14 protein-coding genes are annotated in these 14,589 nt (G+C 72.4%); 10 read left to right on the top strand and 4 right to left on the bottom strand.

Features of this window, described 5'->3' with window-relative positions:
- Nucleotides 1–21: 21 nt before the first annotated feature.
- Nucleotides 22–1,293, bottom strand: a complete 1,272-nt coding sequence (lysA, locus tag LCE31_RS12410) for a diaminopimelate decarboxylase (RefSeq protein ID WP_225014267.1) — start codon at nt 1,291–1,293, stop codon at nt 22–24.
- Nucleotides 1,294–1,736: 443 nt separating this feature from the next.
- Between lysA and LCE31_RS12405 the strand changes: the two genes are divergently transcribed.
- Nucleotides 1,737–2,126 carry a hypothetical protein gene (locus LCE31_RS12405; RefSeq protein ID WP_225014266.1) on the top strand — a complete coding sequence of 130 codons (390 nt, stop codon included), beginning with the start codon at nt 1,737–1,739 and terminating at the stop codon, nt 2,124–2,126.
- 290 nt (nt 2,127–2,416) lie between these two features.
- A complete protein-coding gene (locus LCE31_RS12400; protein WP_225014265.1) occupies nt 2,417–3,088 on the top strand; it encodes a class F sortase in 672 nt (223 codons plus the stop codon).
- 148 nt (nt 3,089–3,236) lie between these two features.
- On the opposite strand, the gene LCE31_RS12395 is transcribed toward LCE31_RS12400, so the two are convergent.
- A complete protein-coding gene (locus tag LCE31_RS12395; RefSeq protein WP_225014264.1) occupies nt 3,237–4,868 on the bottom strand; it encodes an FAD-dependent oxidoreductase in 1,632 nt (543 codons plus the stop codon).
- A 271-nt stretch (nt 4,869–5,139) separates the two neighbouring features.
- On the opposite strand from LCE31_RS12395, the gene LCE31_RS12390 reads away from it, so the two are divergent.
- The 7 genes from LCE31_RS12390 (at nt 5,140) to LCE31_RS12360 (ending at nt 10,558) form a co-directional block, all read left to right on the top strand.
- On the top strand, nt 5,140–6,255 hold the full coding sequence (locus LCE31_RS12390) for a SchA/CurD-like domain-containing protein (protein WP_225014263.1): 1,116 nt from the start codon (nt 5,140–5,142) through the stop codon (nt 6,253–6,255).
- A 156-nt stretch (nt 6,256–6,411) separates the two neighbouring features.
- A complete protein-coding gene (locus LCE31_RS12385) occupies nt 6,412–6,846 on the top strand; it encodes a cupin domain-containing protein (protein WP_225014262.1) in 435 nt (144 codons plus the stop codon).
- Nucleotides 6,843–8,108: a beta-ketoacyl-[acyl-carrier-protein] synthase family protein gene (locus LCE31_RS12380; RefSeq protein WP_225014261.1), complete on the top strand. Its 1,266-nt coding sequence runs from the start codon at nt 6,843–6,845 to the stop codon at nt 8,106–8,108. The genes LCE31_RS12385 and LCE31_RS12380 overlap by 4 nt, the downstream gene beginning before the upstream one ends.
- A complete protein-coding gene (locus LCE31_RS12375; protein WP_225014260.1) occupies nt 8,108–9,349 on the top strand; it encodes a beta-ketoacyl synthase N-terminal-like domain-containing protein in 1,242 nt (413 codons plus the stop codon). Before LCE31_RS12380 ends, LCE31_RS12375 begins: the two co-directional genes overlap by 1 nt.
- A gap of 68 nt (nt 9,350–9,417) precedes the next feature.
- Nucleotides 9,418–9,675 (top strand): acyl carrier protein, encoded by a 258-nt coding sequence (locus tag LCE31_RS12370; protein WP_225014259.1) that lies wholly within the window; start codon nt 9,418–9,420, stop codon nt 9,673–9,675.
- 1 nt (nt 9,676) lies between these two features.
- A complete protein-coding gene (locus tag LCE31_RS12365; RefSeq protein ID WP_225014258.1) occupies nt 9,677–10,156 on the top strand; it encodes an SRPBCC family protein in 480 nt (159 codons plus the stop codon).
- A gap of 78 nt (nt 10,157–10,234) precedes the next feature.
- On the top strand, nt 10,235–10,558 hold the full coding sequence (locus tag LCE31_RS12360; RefSeq protein WP_225014257.1) for a TcmI family type II polyketide cyclase: 324 nt from the start codon (nt 10,235–10,237) through the stop codon (nt 10,556–10,558).
- A 218-nt stretch (nt 10,559–10,776) separates the two neighbouring features.
- On the opposite strand, the gene LCE31_RS12355 is transcribed toward LCE31_RS12360, so the two are convergent.
- On the bottom strand, nt 10,777–11,847 hold the full coding sequence (locus tag LCE31_RS12355; RefSeq protein ID WP_225014256.1) for a methyltransferase: 1,071 nt from the start codon (nt 11,845–11,847) through the stop codon (nt 10,777–10,779).
- Between the two features lie 115 nt (nt 11,848–11,962).
- The gene (locus tag LCE31_RS12350) at nt 11,963–13,018 is read right to left on the bottom strand and encodes a right-handed parallel beta-helix repeat-containing protein (RefSeq protein ID WP_225014255.1); all 1,056 of its coding nucleotides are present in this window, start codon (nt 13,016–13,018) and stop codon (nt 11,963–11,965) included.
- A 262-nt stretch (nt 13,019–13,280) separates the two neighbouring features.
- Here LCE31_RS12350 and LCE31_RS12345 point away from each other — a divergent pair, with 262 nt between their 5' ends.
- Entirely contained in the window at nt 13,281–14,474 is a 1,194-nt protein-coding gene (locus tag LCE31_RS12345; protein WP_225014254.1) for a ferritin-like domain-containing protein, read from the top strand.
- Nucleotides 14,475–14,589 lie beyond the last annotated feature (115 nt).

The following is a 14,589-nucleotide window of genomic DNA, read 5'->3' as shown; positions in this document are numbered from 1 at the left end:
GCGGCGGCCGGTGCGAGGGCGTCAGACGAACACGCGCAGCAGGTCCTCCTGCGTCTCGCGGCGGACGATGGTCCGGGCCTCGCCGCCGCGCACGGCCACCACCGGCGGCCGCGGTACCTGGTTGTAGTTGCCCGCGGCCGAGCGCTGGTAGGCGCCGGAGCACGGGATCGCGATCAGATCGCCGGGCCGGACGTCCCCCGGCAACTCGACGGCGTGGACCAGCACATCGCCGCTCTCGCAGTGCTTGCCGACGACCGTGTACGTCCGCGCCGGGGCGTCGCCGGCCCGGGAGGCGAGCGACGCCGTGTAGGCGGCACCGTAGGTGGCCGGGCGCGGATTGTCGCTCATGCCGCCGTCGACACTGAGATAGCGCCCCTTGACCGTGCCCACCTCGTAGAGCGCCACCGTCGTCGGCGCAGCGATCGAGCGGCCGGGCTCGACCGCGAGCCGCACGCCCGCGGGAACGGCCGCACGCAGCACGGCGGCGAGCCGGTCGGGCGTCGGCGCCGGCTCCTCGCCCGGAAGATAGGCGACCCCGAGGCCCCCGCCGAGATCGAGCCTGCCGACGGTGACACCGTGTTCGGCCTCGACCTCCTTCGAGAAGCGCACCATGCGCTCCGCCGCCGTCGCGAACGAGCCGAGGTCGAAGATCTGCGAGCCGATGTGCGAGTGCAGGCCCACGAGTTCGAGGTTTGGTACGGCCAGCACCCTGCGCACGGCCTCGATCGCCTCACCGGACGCGATCGACAGCCCGAACTTGGTGTTCTCGCCGCCCGTCGCGAGAGCGGCGTGCGTGTCGGCGTCGACCCCCGGCTTCACCCTGATCATGACGCGTTGCCGCACATCGCGGGTCCCCACCAGCTCCGCAAGGCGCTCCACCTCGGTGAAGGAGTCCACCACGACGCATCCGACGCCCCACTCCACCGCGGCGCGCAGCTCGGCCGGGGACTTGTTGTTGCCGTGGAAGACCACGCGCTCGGGCGGCATGCCGCCCAGCCGGGCCACGGCCATCTCACCGCCGCTGCACACGTCGAGGGAAAGACCGAGCTCCCGCAGCCAGCCGACCAGGGCGGGCGCCAGGAACGCCTTGCCCCCGTAGTGCACATCACCGTCGGGGAACGCCGCCGTCCAGGCCGTGCACCGGCCGCGGAACTCGTCCTCGTCGAGGACGTAGACCGGTGTGCCGAACCGGGCGGCCAGTGCCCCGGCCCCCACGCCCCCGATCCGCAGTTCGCCGTCCACCCGGCAGGCCGTGCGCGGCCACACCTGGTCCATGTCGCTGTAGCTGCTCATGCCGCAGAAGCTAGGGAAAGGACCGCTGCTTCACGCGTCAGCGACGAAGAATCGCATGCTCAGCATCCGCCCCGATCAGGGTCGGTCCGGCCCGGGCTGAGGGGGCGTCCGGGGACGTCCGGGCCTCCGTGCGCGGGCGGCGACGCCGGGCCGGAGGGCGCTCGGCCGGCGCCGGGGGAGGAGGGGCCGCGCGGCCCCTCTACCGGACGCCGGCGCCCACCTCCTGACGCGACGTGACACTTTCCTCGGTTTTTACACATCGAAGGAGTGCCAATGGGGTGACAGATCGCCAGGGATGCACCCGGAGGGCCCACGCGACGCATCGGATGCAGCACGCTCCAGTGGTGCGCGGGGCGTTTGGCCTTGACGGTGTTGTCATAGCCGCTGCGGTTCGGGGCGCCGTGTCCCGAAGCAGCGGAATCCCCTGAAAGGAACACATCTTCATGCGTACTGCCCGTACTCTCGCCGCCGCCGCTGCCTCCGCCGCCGCGGTCCTCGCGCTCTCCGCTCCCGCTGCCATGGCCGCCGCGCCGGCCGCGTGGAGCCCCGACGGAAACTCCTCGTCCGACAGCTCGGGCCACCAGGACGGCGGCCAGTCCGACCACGGGCGCGACGGTGGCCGCCCGCACGGCGAGGGCCACGACCAGGGCGACCCCGAGGGTTCGCAGGAGGGCCGCATGCCCCACGGCGGCATGCACACCGGTGGTGGCGGCATGGCGCTGACCGGCACCAGCCTGGCCTCCGGCTCCGTGCTGATGCTCGGCGGCCTCGGTGCCGGCGCGTACGTCCTGCGCCGTCGCCGCGGCGCTGCCGGCGCCGTCGCCGCGGGCTGACGCTCCGGCCCCGTCCCCCACGCGGTCACCGGCCCTGTCCCGTATGAGGACGATGACCGCACCCCTTCCGCGCGGCACACTCACGCGTCGACGGCCGGAGCGACATCGGCCCGTCAGCACGAAGTCGCCGCGCGGTGGACCGGTCCCGAAACCGGGTACGGGCCCCGGGTGCACGACACACACCTCCGCGGCCGCCTCCGGGCCCGTCACCCCGCGGAACCCCACGGGCACGCACCTTGCTCCTCGGCGCCACGCTCTTCGCTCCCCGTTCCAGGAAAGGCCATCGCGTCATGGCAGCCACTTCCGCTCCGTCTCCCGTCGCCGAACGCCCCCTCAGCCGCAGGCTGATGTGGCCCGCGGCCTCGGTGGTGCTCGGTGCGCTCCTCATGTACAACTCCCTCGGCGGGGCGCCGAGCGGCACGCCGGGGGTGCCTCCCGTCCCGGTGGCGGCCGGTGCGCCGACACCGTCCGTCTCCCCGACGACGGATCTGGCGCTGCCGCGCTCGGAACCGAAGCGGCTGGTGATCCCCGCGATCGCCGTCGACGCGCCCTTCACACCGCTCACCCTGGGAGCGGACGGACATCTGAACGCGCCGCCGGAGAACAACAACAACCTCGTCGGCTGGTACAAGGGCGGTGTGACACCGGGGGAGCCCGGATCTGCCATCGTCGCGGGGCACGTCGACACCAAGACCGGCCCGGCCGTGTTCCTGCTGCTGGACGCCCTGAAACCGGGCAGCACGGTCAACATCACCCGCGCCGACGGCATCGTGGCGACCTTCAAGGTCGACTCGGTCCAGACCTTCAGCAAGGCCGAGTTCCCCGACCAGGAGGTGTACGGCAAGACGTCGACGCCGCAGCTCCGGCTGATCACCTGCGGCGGGAGCTACGACCGCCAGGCCAAGGACTACACCGACAACGTGGTGGTCTTCGCCCACCTGGACTCGGCCAACACCGCCTGAGAAGGGGGCCCGGGCGCCTTGGGCAGCCGCCCCGGCAGGTTCCGCGGGCCCACGCGAGGCAATGCCTGCGCAGTGTTACGGGCCCGCGCGAGCCCACGGAGCCCGCCGCACCGCACGGTGGGCTCCGCCGTCCGTCGCGGCCTCGGTCTCACTCCCTGCGCAGCAGCGCCCTGAGGACGTCGGTCAGTGTGCCCTCGGGATCGCGCACACTCCCGGACTCGCGCCAGGCGACGAACCCGTCGGGACGTACGAGAACCGCTCCCTCCTCGGTCGTTCCGTGGGCCGCGGCCCAGTCGGCGCCCTCCTCCGGCAGCAGGCCCTCCTCGTCTCCCACCGCGTACACGTCGAGCGGTACGGACAGCTTCCGCGCGACGTGCTCCGCCGCCGTCCGCCACGGCTCTCCCGCCCGTCCCGTCAGCAGAACGAGCGAGCGCTCGTACAGGTCGAGGGTGGAGAGCCGGACGCCGGCCCGGCGCACCCACAGATGGGGCGCCCGGCTGCCGGGGTCGCCCCCGAGGCGCATGCCCTGCGGTACGACGGACTCCTCCGGGTCGGTGCCGAGCACGGCACCGCGCGGGTAGCGGTACGCGAGCACCACGGGGAGCATCCCGCCGCCCTTGGGGCCGCCGGGGCCCGGCACCGGCGCGTCGTATCCGGGGTGGCTGTGCTCGGCGGAACGGGTCGACGCCCGCCTCCCCGTCACCTCGGCCACCGGCATCCGCTCCGCCTCGTACGTGTCGAGCAGAGCAGGACCCGCGTGGCCGCCGAGGACGGCCGCCAGCTTCCAGGCGAGGTTGTGGGCGTCCTGGATGCCGGTGTTCGAGCCGAAGGCGCCCGTCGGCGACATCTCGTGCACGGCGTCGCCCGCGAGGAGGACCCTCCCGTCGCCGTACCTCCGCGCGACCCGCTCGGCCGCGTGCCAGGGGGCTCTGCCGGTGATCTCGATGTCCAGATCCTGGTCGCCCACCGCCTTGCGGATGTGATCGGCGCACCTGGTGTCGGTGAAGTCCTCCAGCGTCTCGCCGCGGTCCGGCGCCCACGGCAGGTGGAAGACCCAGTTCTCCCTGTTGTCGACGGGCAGCAGGGCCCCGTCGGCCTCGGGGTTCGTCAGGTAGCAGACAATGAAGCGCCGGTCGCCGAGCACGCCGGCGAGGCGCCGCGAGCGGAACGTGACGCTCACGTTGTGGAACAGGTCGCCCGCGCCGGTCTGGCCGATGCCGAGCTGGGCCCTGACGGGGCTGCGGGGGCCGTCCGCGGCCACCAGGTACTGCGCGCGAATGGTGGTGTGTTCGCCGCTCTCCCGGTCCTTGGTGATGGCGGTGACGCCCGAGGCGTCCTGCTCGAAGGACATCAGCTCGCAGGAGAACCGCAGGTCGGCTCCGAGGGCCCGGGTGCGCTCGACCAGCACGGGTTCCAGGTCGTTCTGGCTGCACAGGCACCAGCCGCTCGGACTGAACCTGGCGAGTCCGCCGCCCGGGTCGATCTCCTTGAAGAGCCACTCCTCCTTGCCGCCCGTGAGGGATTCGGCCTGGAGGATGCCGTGGTTGCCCGCGAGGACCGACGCGGCGTCCCTGATCGCCTCTTCGACGCCCGCGGTGCGGAAGAGCTCCATCGTCCTGACGTTGTTGCCGCGCCCCCTCGGATGCGTCGAGGTGGTGGCGTGTTTCTCGACCAGCGTGTGGCGGATGCCGAGGCGGCCGAGGAACAGCGAAGCGGAAAGGCCGACGAGGGAACCTCCGACGATCAGGACCGGCACACGGTGGACGGCGTTCTGGTTCATGAGCACTCCAGCCACGAGACCTGCATGGACCCTGCGTCTCTTCCCGCGGGGAAGCCACCCCGGACGCTGATTCACCCGCATGGTGCTCACGTCTCGCGCGGCCACGGGACGTCCCTCACGATCGATGCCAGGGGGTGTCGCTCAGGCATCGACGGCTCCACCCTCACATCCGGCCCCCGAGGGCCACGGGTGCACCGCTCCGGATCGCGCTGAGCACCGGCCAACACGCCGGCCCGTCCCGGCCGCGTGACACTGTGAAGGAGCGTCCTGCATGACGGTCTTGTCAGAGCGGATCACCCAATCGGCGTTCGACGGAACACGGCTGCGTGTCGTACTGCTGCTCGACCTGCACGAGGGGGCGCAGGAGCGCTTCCTGGAGGCGTACGAGGAGATGCACCGCCAGGTGGCGGCGGTCCCCGGGCACATCGTCGACCAGCTGTGCCAGTCGATCGAGAACCCCTCGCAATGGCTGATCACGAGCGAGTGGGAGAGCGCCCCGCCCTTCCTCGCCTGGGTCAACAGCGAGGAGCACGTCCGGATGGTCCAGCCGCTGCACGACTGCGTGAGCAACACCCGCTCGCTGCGCTACGGCGTGGTGCGGGAGACCGGCACGCCCGCGGGGGGCCGCGCGAAGCCCGGAGCCGGGGAGCTGCGCGTCGCGCCCAGGCGGGGGGACGGCATCGTGCGCCACGCCCTCACGTTCACCGTCAGGCCGGGCACCGAGGAGAAGGTCAGGAAGATCCTCTCCGACTACGCCGCGCCCGCGGCGCGCGTCGACGCGACCACCCGGCTGCGCCGCACGTCCCTGTTCCTGCACGGCAACAGGGTGGTGCGCGCGGTCGAGGTCGAGGGCGACCTGCTCAACGCCTTGCGCCACGTCTCGCAGCAGCCCGAGGTGCGCGCCGTGGAGGAGGCCGTCAACCCGTACCTGGAGATGGACCGGGACCTCAGCGACCCCCAGTCCGCCAGGACGTTCTTCACCCGTGCCGCTCTGCCGATGGTGCACCACCTGGGCGTGCCGGGCGACAGCCGGCCGGACGTGACCAGGCACGGCCTGTGCTACGACGCACGGGAGGGCCGCGGCATGGCGCTGGCCCAGTTCCTCGCAGGGCAGGACGAGGCGGCGGCCGACGACCCGTCCAGCCATGTCGTGCGCAGCACCATCTACCAGCGCGGCGACCTCGTCGTCCGGGTCCTCGACGTGACCGGCGACCTGCGCGCGCGCCCCGAGCTGGCGCTGGGCCTCGTCGACGGTCCCCGCAAGGGCGCGGTCCTCGGCAGGCTGCTGCGCGACGGTGACGCGCCGGCGAGCGACAAGGACATCGCCCGTCTCCTCGACCGCTGCCTGATGACACCGGTCACCGATCGCACCGCCCCGGAGTCCTGAGCACCGCGACGGAGCGCGACAAGGCCCGCACTCCCCGACGGAGCGCGAGAGGACCCGCACGCCGCGACGGAGCGCGAGGAGACCCGCACGCCGCGACGGAGCGCGAGGAGACCCGCACTCCCCGACACCAGACCCAGCACGGACGAAGGGCATGTCATGAACCTGCATAGGCCACGCATCGTGGACCTCGAAGAGGCGGCACACAACACCAGGCGCGGGGGAGACCTGCGCGCACTGCTCACCCCGACGGCGGTCGGCGCGACGAGCGGCTTCATGGGCCTCGCGACGATCGACCCGGGAGACCGCATCGGGGAGCACTACCACCCGTACTCCGAGGAGTTCGTGTACGTGGTGGCGGGCCTCCTCGAGGTCGATCTGGACGGCGAGACCCACGCCATGCGGCCGGACCAGGGCCTCCTGATCCCGTCCTACGTGCGCCACCGGTTCCGCAACGTCGGAGACACCGAGGCCCGCATGGTCTTCCACCTGGGCCCGCTGGCGCCGACCCCGCAACAGGGCCACGTGGACACCGAGGAGACGGGCACGGCCGACCAGGGGCCGCCGCAGGAGCGAACGGGCGCCATATCATGAGCCGGCGTGTGGCGGTCACCGGCGTAGGGGTCGTCGCACCCGGGGGCAACGGCGTCCCCGCGTTCTGGGAACTGCTCTCCAACGGGCGCACCGCGACCCGGGGCATCACGCTCTTCGATCCCGCGGGGTTCCGCTCCCGCATCGCCGGTGAGTGCGACTTCGACCCGGCGGCCCACGGCCTCGACGACGAGGACGTGGCCCGCTGCGACCGGTACATCCAGTTCGCGCTGGCGGCCGCGGACGAGGCCGTGCGCGACGCGGAGCTGGACATCCAGCGGACCGATCCGTGGCGGGTCGGCGTCTCGCTCGGTAGCGCCGTCGGCGGCACGTCGCGCCTGGAGGACGACTACGTGGCGGTGAGCGGGGAGGGGGCGCGCTGGGACGTCGACCCCGGCCGGGCCCGCTCCCATCTGCATCGGGCGTTCTCGCCCAGTTCCCTCTCCTCGACCGTCGCGGAGCGGATCGGCGCGGGCGGCCCCGTCCAGACCGTCTCCACGGGGTGCACGTCGGGGCTCGACGCGGTGGGCTACGCGCTGCGCACCATCGAGGACGGCCGCGCCGACGTGGTCGTGGCCGGGGCGTCCGACTCCCCGATCTCGCCGATCACGGTGGCGTGCTTCGACGCCATCAAGGCGACCTCGCCCAACAACGACGACGCCGCGCACGCGTCACGGCCCTTCGACGCCAACCGGGACGGTTTCGTCCTGGGCGAGGGCGGCGCGGTGCTGGTCCTGGAGGAGCTGGAGCACGCGCGCGCCAGGGGCGCCAGGGTGTACTGCGAGGTCCAGGGCTACGCCACGTTCGGCAACGCCTACCACATGACGGGCCTGACCACCGAGGGCGACGAGATGGCGCGGGCCATCACGACGGCCCTCGACCACGCCCGGCTGGACGCGACGCGGATCGACTACGTCAACGCGCACGGCTCGGGCACCAAGCAGAACGACCGGCACGAGACCGCCGCGGTGAAGAAGTCGCTCAAGGAGCACGCCCGCACCATCCCGATGAGTTCGATCAAATCGATGGTGGGCCACTCGCTCGGTGCCATCGGGGCGATCGAGGTCGCCGCCTGCGTCCTCGCCCTGGACCGCCAGGTGGTACCGCCGACAGCCAACTACGAGACCCCCGACCCCGAGTGCGACCTGGACTACGTACCGCGCACGGCGCGTCCCGCGCACCTGCGCAGCGTCCTCTCGGTCGGCAGTGGTTTCGGCGGGTTCCAGTCCGCGGTGGTCATGAGCCGCGGTGACGGGAGGTCCTGATGAGCGACGACGGCCATAGCAGGCGTCCGGTCATCACCGGTATCGGCGTCGTGGCGCCCAACGGCATCAGCACGGAGACGTTCTGGAAGAGCACGGTCGAGGGCATCACCGTCCTCGACCGGCTCACCCGGGAGGGCTGCGAGGAGATGCCGCTGCGTGTCGCGGGGCAGGTACGCGACTTCGATCCCGCATCGCTGATCGAGGAGCGCTACCTCGCGCAGACGGACCGTTTCACGCACTTCGCCCTCGCCGCGGCGGAGGCCGCGATGGAGGACGGCGGACTCAGCCGCTCCGACTACGAGGACCTGCCGTTCGGGGTCGGCGTGGTGACGGCGGCAGGCTCGGGCGGCGGCGAGTTCGGGCAGCGCGAGCTGCAACGGCTGTGGGGGCCCGGCCCCCGTGCCGTGGGCCCGTACCAGTCCATCGCGTGGTTCTACGCGGCGAGCACGGGCCAGATCTCCATCCGCGGCGGCTTCAAGGGGCCGTGCGGCGTCGTCGCCAGCGACGAGGCGGGCGGGCTCGACGCGATCGCGCTCGCCGCCTCGTCCGTCCTGCGGGGCACGGACACCGTGATCGTCGGGTCCGCGGAAGCGCCGCTCGCCCCCTACTCGGTGGTGTGCCAGCTCGGTTACCAGGGGCTGAGCCTGCGGGAGGAGCCGGACCGTGCCTACCGCCCCTTCACCGCGAGCGCCTGCGGGTTCGTGCCGGCGGAGGGCGGGGCCATCCTGCTCGTCGAGGACGAGCGGGCGGCGCTCCGGCGCGGCGCGCCCGTCAGGGCCCAGGTCGCGGGTCACGCCTCCACCTTCACGGGCGAGGGGCGGTGGGCCGCGTCCAGGGAGGGCCTCGCGCACGCCGTGCGCGGCGCGCTCGCCCAGGCGCGCTGCGCCTCGGAGGAGATCGACGTCGTCTTCGCGGACGCGCTCGGCATCCCCGAGGCCGACCGCGCGGAGGCGCTGGCACTCGCCGACGCGCTCGGCGCGCACGCCTCCCGGGTCCCGGTGACGGCCCCCAAGACGGGCATCGGCCGCGCCTACTGCGGCGGTCCGGTGCTGGACACGGCGGCCGCCGTGCTCTCGCTGGAGCACGCGGTCGTCCCGCCGACCCCGAACGTCTTCGACGTGTGCCACGACCTGGACGTCGTCACGGGGCGTGCGCGCACCGTGGAGCTCAGGACCGCGCTGGTGCTCAGCCGCGGCCTCATGGGCTCCAACTCGGCGCTGGTGGTCCGCCGCGTCTCGTGAGGCCGCCCAACGACCGGGCCGCCGGCCGCGGTCCGCACCACCCCGCACGTCCCACGGAAGGAAGACCCATGACCGATCAGCTGAACTACCAGGAACTGGCGGCGCTCATGAAGAAGGGCGCCGGGCTGACCGTGGACCCCGACGAGCTGGAGAAACGCCCCGGGGCCGAGTTCGCGGAGTTCGGCCTCGACTCCCTCGGCCTCCTCGGAGTCGTGGGCGAGCTGGAGAACACCCACCAGCTCGCCCTGCCCCCGGACGCCGACAAGTGCAAGACACCGGAGGAGTTCGTCGAACTCGTCAACGCCCACCTCACGACGGGAGTCTGACATGACAGGGCACACCCAGAACGAGATCGTCATCGCCGCGCCCCTCGACCTGGTCTGGGACATGACCAACGACCTGGAGAACTGGCCCCGGCTCTTCAGCGAGTACGCGTCCGTGGAGATCATGGCGCGGGAGGGGGACACCACGACCTTCCGCCTGACCATGCACCCGGACGACAACGGCAAGGTCTGGAGCTGGGTGTCCGAGCGCACCCCCGACCGGGCCGCGCGCGTGGTGAACGCCCGGCGCGTCGAGACGGGCCCCTTCCGGCACATGGACATCCGCTGGGAGTACGAGGAGGTCGCAGGCGGCACGCTGATGCGCTGGACGCAGGACTTCGCGATGAAGCCCGAGGCGCCGGTCGACGACGAGTGGATGACCGGCAACATCAACCGGAACTCCGCAGTCCAGATGGAGCTCATCCGGGACAAGGTCGAGCAGCGCAGCCGTGAGGGCCAGGGACCCGCGGCAGTGCAGCGCTGACGTGCGGCCCGGCCGCCGTGCCGCCCGGGGGGGCGGCACGGCCTCCTGCCCAGGCCCGTTACCCGAGAGGTGAATCGCATGCACCAAGCTCTGATCGTCGCCCGTATGGCGCCCGGTTCCGCCCCCGACGTGGCCAAGCTGTTCGAGGAGTCGGACGCGGGCGACCTGCCGCACCTGGTGGGCGTCGTACGCCGCAGCCTCTTCCAGTTCGGGGACGTGTACATGCACCTCGTCGAGACGGACAAGCTGCCCGGCCCCGAGATCGCGAAGGTGTCGAAGACACCGCTGTTCCGCGACCTCAGCGACCGGCTCGACGCGCACATCAGCCCCTACGACCCGGCGACATGGCGCAGCCCGAAGGACGCGATGGCCCACGAGTTCTACCGGTGGGAGCGCGACTGACACGCGGTCGCACGCGACCAAGGACGCCCCCGGGGGCGCGGGGGGGGGCCGGGGCCCGGGGGGGGGGGGGGGCCCCCCCGGGGGGGGGGGGGGGGGGCGGCCGCCCCCCCCCCCCCGCGCCGCCCCCCCCCCCCCCCCCCCCCCCCGCCCCCGCCCCCCCCCCCGGCCCCGGGGGGCGTCTTCCTCACGCGTCCCGGACGGTGTGACGCGGGCCGGCCTCAGTCTCCCGGCACCAGGCACTCGAAGGCGTGGAGGTAGGCGTTGACCGGCCGTACCTCCCCGACCGTGAGCCCCGCGGCGGTGATCCGGTCCACGAGGCTCTGCCTCGTGTGCTTGGCACCGCCGACGTTGAGCAGCAGGAGCAGGTCCATGGCGCTGGTGAACCGCATCGAGGGGGTGTCGTCGACGAGGTTCTCGATGACCACGACCCGCGCGCCGGGAGGCGCCGCTGCCACGAGGTTCGCGAGGCACCTGCGGGTGCTCTCGTCGTCCCACTCCAGGATGTTCTTGATGACATAGAGGTCCGACTCGAACGGGACGGCCTCGCGGCAGTCGCCCGCGACGATCCGGGTCCGCGCCGCGAGGGGCCCCTCGTCGCGCAGCCTGGCGTCGGCCCGCGCCACCACACCCGGCAGGTCCATCAGCGTGCCGCTGAGGCCGGGATGCTTCTCCAGGAGGCTCGCGAGCACATGGCCCTGGCCGCCGCCGATGTCGGCGACGGTCCTGACGCCCGTGAGGTCGAGCAGCTCGGCGACGTCCAGCGCGGACTGCACACTCGACGTCGTCATGGCCCGGTTGAAGACCTGGGCGGACTCGGCCGCGTCCTCGTGGAGATGGTCGAAGAACTCCTTGCCGAAGACATCCTGGAACACACTGGACCCCGACCGCACGGCCTCGTCCAGACGCGGCCAGACGTCCCAGGTCCACGGCTCGGTGCACCAGAGGACGATGTAGAGAAGGCTGTGTGGGTCGTCCTCCCGCAGCAGGCGGGAGGTGTCGGTGTGCCCGAACGTGCCGTCCGTGTGCTCGGTGAACACGCCGTAGCAGGCAAGGGTGCGCAGCAGACGCCGCAGTGTCGCAGGAGGCGTGCCGAGCTTCTCCGACAACTCCTCCGCGGAGGCCCGTTCGCCCGTCAGGGCGTCCGCGATCCGCAGGCGTGCCGCCGCTCGCAGGGCGGCCGCGCAGGCGGCGCCGAAGGCGAGTTCACGCAGGCGCATGGACGGCGGGGGCGGCGCGGCGGCCGGCTCTCCCGCCGGGGTGGGAGCTGGTGTGGTGCCCAGGGTGGTCATGCGGTGTGCGTCTCCTTGTGAGAGCCGGGGCCCTGCGCCCGGATGGCGGCGCCGTGCGCCGCGCGGCCGGTGCGTGCGTGCCCGGCACGATCCGAGGGGGAGGCCCCGGCTGCGGTCAACACAGGCCGGTGGGCTGTGAGGCCGAGCAGCGGTTGCCGTCGAACGTGTTGGTGGTGCCCGTCTCCTGGTCCGCGATGTCGGCGGGCTTGTTGCGCTCCATCAGATTGCCGGTGATGGTGTTGCCGTTGTTGTGCACGCCGACGAAGCTCTTGAAGAGGACGACACCGCCCGACATCGGGGTATTGCCCGCGTTCCCGCTGATCGTGTTGTTCTGCACGCGGGTGTCCTCGGCCCCGGTCAGCACGATGCCGGCGCCCTGGACCGCGGGCAGCCGGGTGGTCGCGGCACAGGACTTGTTGTTGTCGTGGACCCAGTTGCGGCTGATGGTCATAGCGCCCGCGAGCGGCTTCGTCTCGTCGCCGACCACGTACACACCGGCGCAGTTGGCGGAGATGTCGTTGTCGTGCACCGACAGGTTCCTGACCCGCCGGAGTGTGAAGCCGGAGGCGCTGCCCGTCGCTGTGCTGTGCTCGATGACGGTGCCGTGGGTGTCGGTCGCCCCGCCCTCCTGGTCGACGTAGTTCGCCACGACCACACCGGCGCTCCCGTTGTCGCGCGCGTTGACGTGCGTGATGAGGGAGTGTGTGGACTTCTCCTGCGCGATGCCCCACACGCCGTTCTTCTCCGCGACGACACCGTCGACCACGAGCCCGTCGGTGCCCGAGGCCCACACACCGTTCTTCTTGAAGCCCGAGACGGTCAGCGCCCGCACATGGACGTCCTTGACCGCGGTGCCTCCCGTACCGAGGACGCACACGCCGTCGCCCAGCCCCGCGCAGGCGCCCTTGGCGCTGCCCGCCGGAGGACTGATCACCGTGCGGGGGCCGGCCCCCTCCAGGGTGATTCCGGGCTTGGTGAGGGACACGCTCTCCCGGTAAGTGCCCGGCGCCAGCGCGATGGTGTCTCCTGCCCGCGCGGCGTCGACCGCTTTCTGGATCGACTCGCCCGGCCGGACCTCGTAGCGTCCGGGAGAGGACGAGTTGGCGGCGCCGACTGCCGAAGCAAAGGCGGCTGCCGCGCATGCAATGGCTGTGACCTGCAGTTTCGTCATGGTTGCACGGTAAGAGACAATCGACGAACCCGCCACACAGAGTGATCGTACGATTACCCTCCCGACCTGGGCCTTTCTCTGGCGCGGCGGCGCTGTCCGGCGGCCCCGCGAGGCATCCCGGGATGGGCCGGCAGGGTGGTGGACCCGGCGCGCCCCCCGCGCACCCGGAGAAGACCGGTGATCACTGCTAGCTTCGCCAGCCGTCGGACGGCCCGGGATCGCTCGGGGCCGGGACAGGTCGACGTACAAGAGAGAGGCAGCGGTGACAGGTACGAGGGAAGAACCGGACAAGCCCAAGTCCTCTCGGTTCGCGCGCAGGAGTTTCCTGGCGTCTTCGGCCGCGGTGGCGGCGGCCGCCGCGGGGCCCGCGGTCGCGGCGGAGCACGGGACGGCGGGACCTGAGGGGGCGCCGCCGGACGTGGCGCCCCCGGGCTGGCCGCTGGACTGGCCGCCTGCGCTGCCCGGGTCCGTCGCACAGCTGCTCGCCGTTCCGGGGACGGCCCGCGACATCGACTGGCTCAGATCGTCCCTCCAGACCGCAGTGGCCATCGAGCTCTCCACCATCCCGCCGTACCTCTGCGGCTGGTGGTCCGTCAAGGACCGCAAGAGTGAAGCCGCCGTGCTGATCCGCCGCGTCGTCGGCGACGAGATGTACCACCTGGGCGTGGTCTGCAACCTGCTGGTGGCGGTGGGCGGACGCCCCCGGATCAAGGAAGCCGCCCCCGCCTACCCCACCCCTCTGCCGGGCGGCGTGCGCGCCGGTGTGCAGGTCTATCTGTCGGGTCTGACCAGGCCGTTCGTACACGACGTGATGATGGCGATCGAGGCGCCGGAGACACCGCTCACCCGCAGCGGACAGAAGTCGCCCACGGTCGGCGACTTCTACGAGGAACTGCTGCGGGCCTTTCGCCGGACGAAGCCGGCCCTGACCTCGCGGGGACAGCTGTCCTCGCGCATCGGCTCCGACGTGCTGGAACCGGTCGGCGACCTCGACGGGGTGGAGCGGAGCATCGAGATCGTCAAAGAGCAGGGCGAGGGCACCACCAGCTCGCCCGACGACACCTTCGGGGACGACGGCCCGGCACACTACTACGCCTTCGGGGAGATCTACCACGGCCGGCGGGTGCGCGACAGCGGCGGCGATTGGGGGTTCACCGGTTCCCCGGTGCCCTTCCCCGAGGCGCATCCGATGGCCCGGGTGCCGGCCGGCGGCTGGCCCGACCCACCGGCGCGGGTAAGGAGGCTCCTCGACCAGTTCGACACCACCTACAACACCGTGCTGGAGAACCTCGACGAGGCGTGGAACGGCGGCGGCGCGGACGCGCTGAACTCCGCCGTGCGCGCGATGCGGGCCATGGAGGCGCCCGCCGTGCAGCTGATGGAGATCGCGCTCCCCGACGGCGCGGGACATTACGGGCCCCAGTTCCGGGTCTGTTCGAACGGGTGTGACAGCTGAGCGAAGCGGGCGGGGGGGGGCCCCCCCCCCCCCCCCGCGACCCCGCCGAACGTGCGTCCGGGGGACCCGCGCCGCGCCGTCTCCCGGACGGCCTCGTCCGCGGGCGGCCCGCCCG

The sequence above is a fragment of the Streptomyces sp. 8L genome (assembly GCF_020176795.1).
Classification (GTDB): Bacteria; Actinomycetota; Actinomycetes; order Streptomycetales; family Streptomycetaceae; genus Streptomyces.
This window is presented reverse-complemented; position numbering and strand designations above follow the sequence as displayed.

What these genes read in the sequence shown, in the direction of transcription:
- LCE31_RS12380 (WP_225014261.1), top strand. Translation starts at nt 6,843, where the DNA reads ATGAGCCGGCGTGTGGCGGTCACCGGCGTAGGGGTCGTCGCACCCGGG.
- LCE31_RS12375 (WP_225014260.1), top strand. Translation starts at nt 8,108, where the DNA reads ATGAGCGACGACGGCCATAGCAGGCGTCCGGTCATCACCGGTATCGGC.
- LCE31_RS12365 (WP_225014258.1), top strand. Translation starts at nt 9,677, where the DNA reads ATGACAGGGCACACCCAGAACGAGATCGTCATCGCCGCGCCCCTCGAC.
- LCE31_RS12370 (WP_225014259.1), top strand. Translation starts at nt 9,418, where the DNA reads ATGACCGATCAGCTGAACTACCAGGAACTGGCGGCGCTCATGAAGAAG.
- LCE31_RS12390 (WP_225014263.1), top strand. Translation starts at nt 5,140, where the DNA reads ATGACGGTCTTGTCAGAGCGGATCACCCAATCGGCGTTCGACGGAACA.
- LCE31_RS12395 (WP_225014264.1), bottom strand. Translation starts at nt 4,868, where the DNA reads ATGAACCAGAACGCCGTCCACCGTGTGCCGGTCCTGATCGTCGGAGGT.
- LCE31_RS12405 (WP_225014266.1), top strand. Translation starts at nt 1,737, where the DNA reads ATGCGTACTGCCCGTACTCTCGCCGCCGCCGCTGCCTCCGCCGCCGCG.
- LCE31_RS12400 (WP_225014265.1), top strand. Translation starts at nt 2,417, where the DNA reads ATGGCAGCCACTTCCGCTCCGTCTCCCGTCGCCGAACGCCCCCTCAGC.
- LCE31_RS12355 (WP_225014256.1), bottom strand. Translation starts at nt 11,847, where the DNA reads ATGACCACCCTGGGCACCACACCAGCTCCCACCCCGGCGGGAGAGCCG.
- lysA (WP_225014267.1), bottom strand. Translation starts at nt 1,293, where the DNA reads ATGAGCAGCTACAGCGACATGGACCAGGTGTGGCCGCGCACGGCCTGC.
- LCE31_RS12385 (WP_225014262.1), top strand. Translation starts at nt 6,412, where the DNA reads ATGAACCTGCATAGGCCACGCATCGTGGACCTCGAAGAGGCGGCACAC.
- LCE31_RS12350 (WP_225014255.1), bottom strand. Translation starts at nt 13,018, where the DNA reads ATGACGAAACTGCAGGTCACAGCCATTGCATGCGCGGCAGCCGCCTTT.
- LCE31_RS12360 (WP_225014257.1), top strand. Translation starts at nt 10,235, where the DNA reads ATGCACCAAGCTCTGATCGTCGCCCGTATGGCGCCCGGTTCCGCCCCC.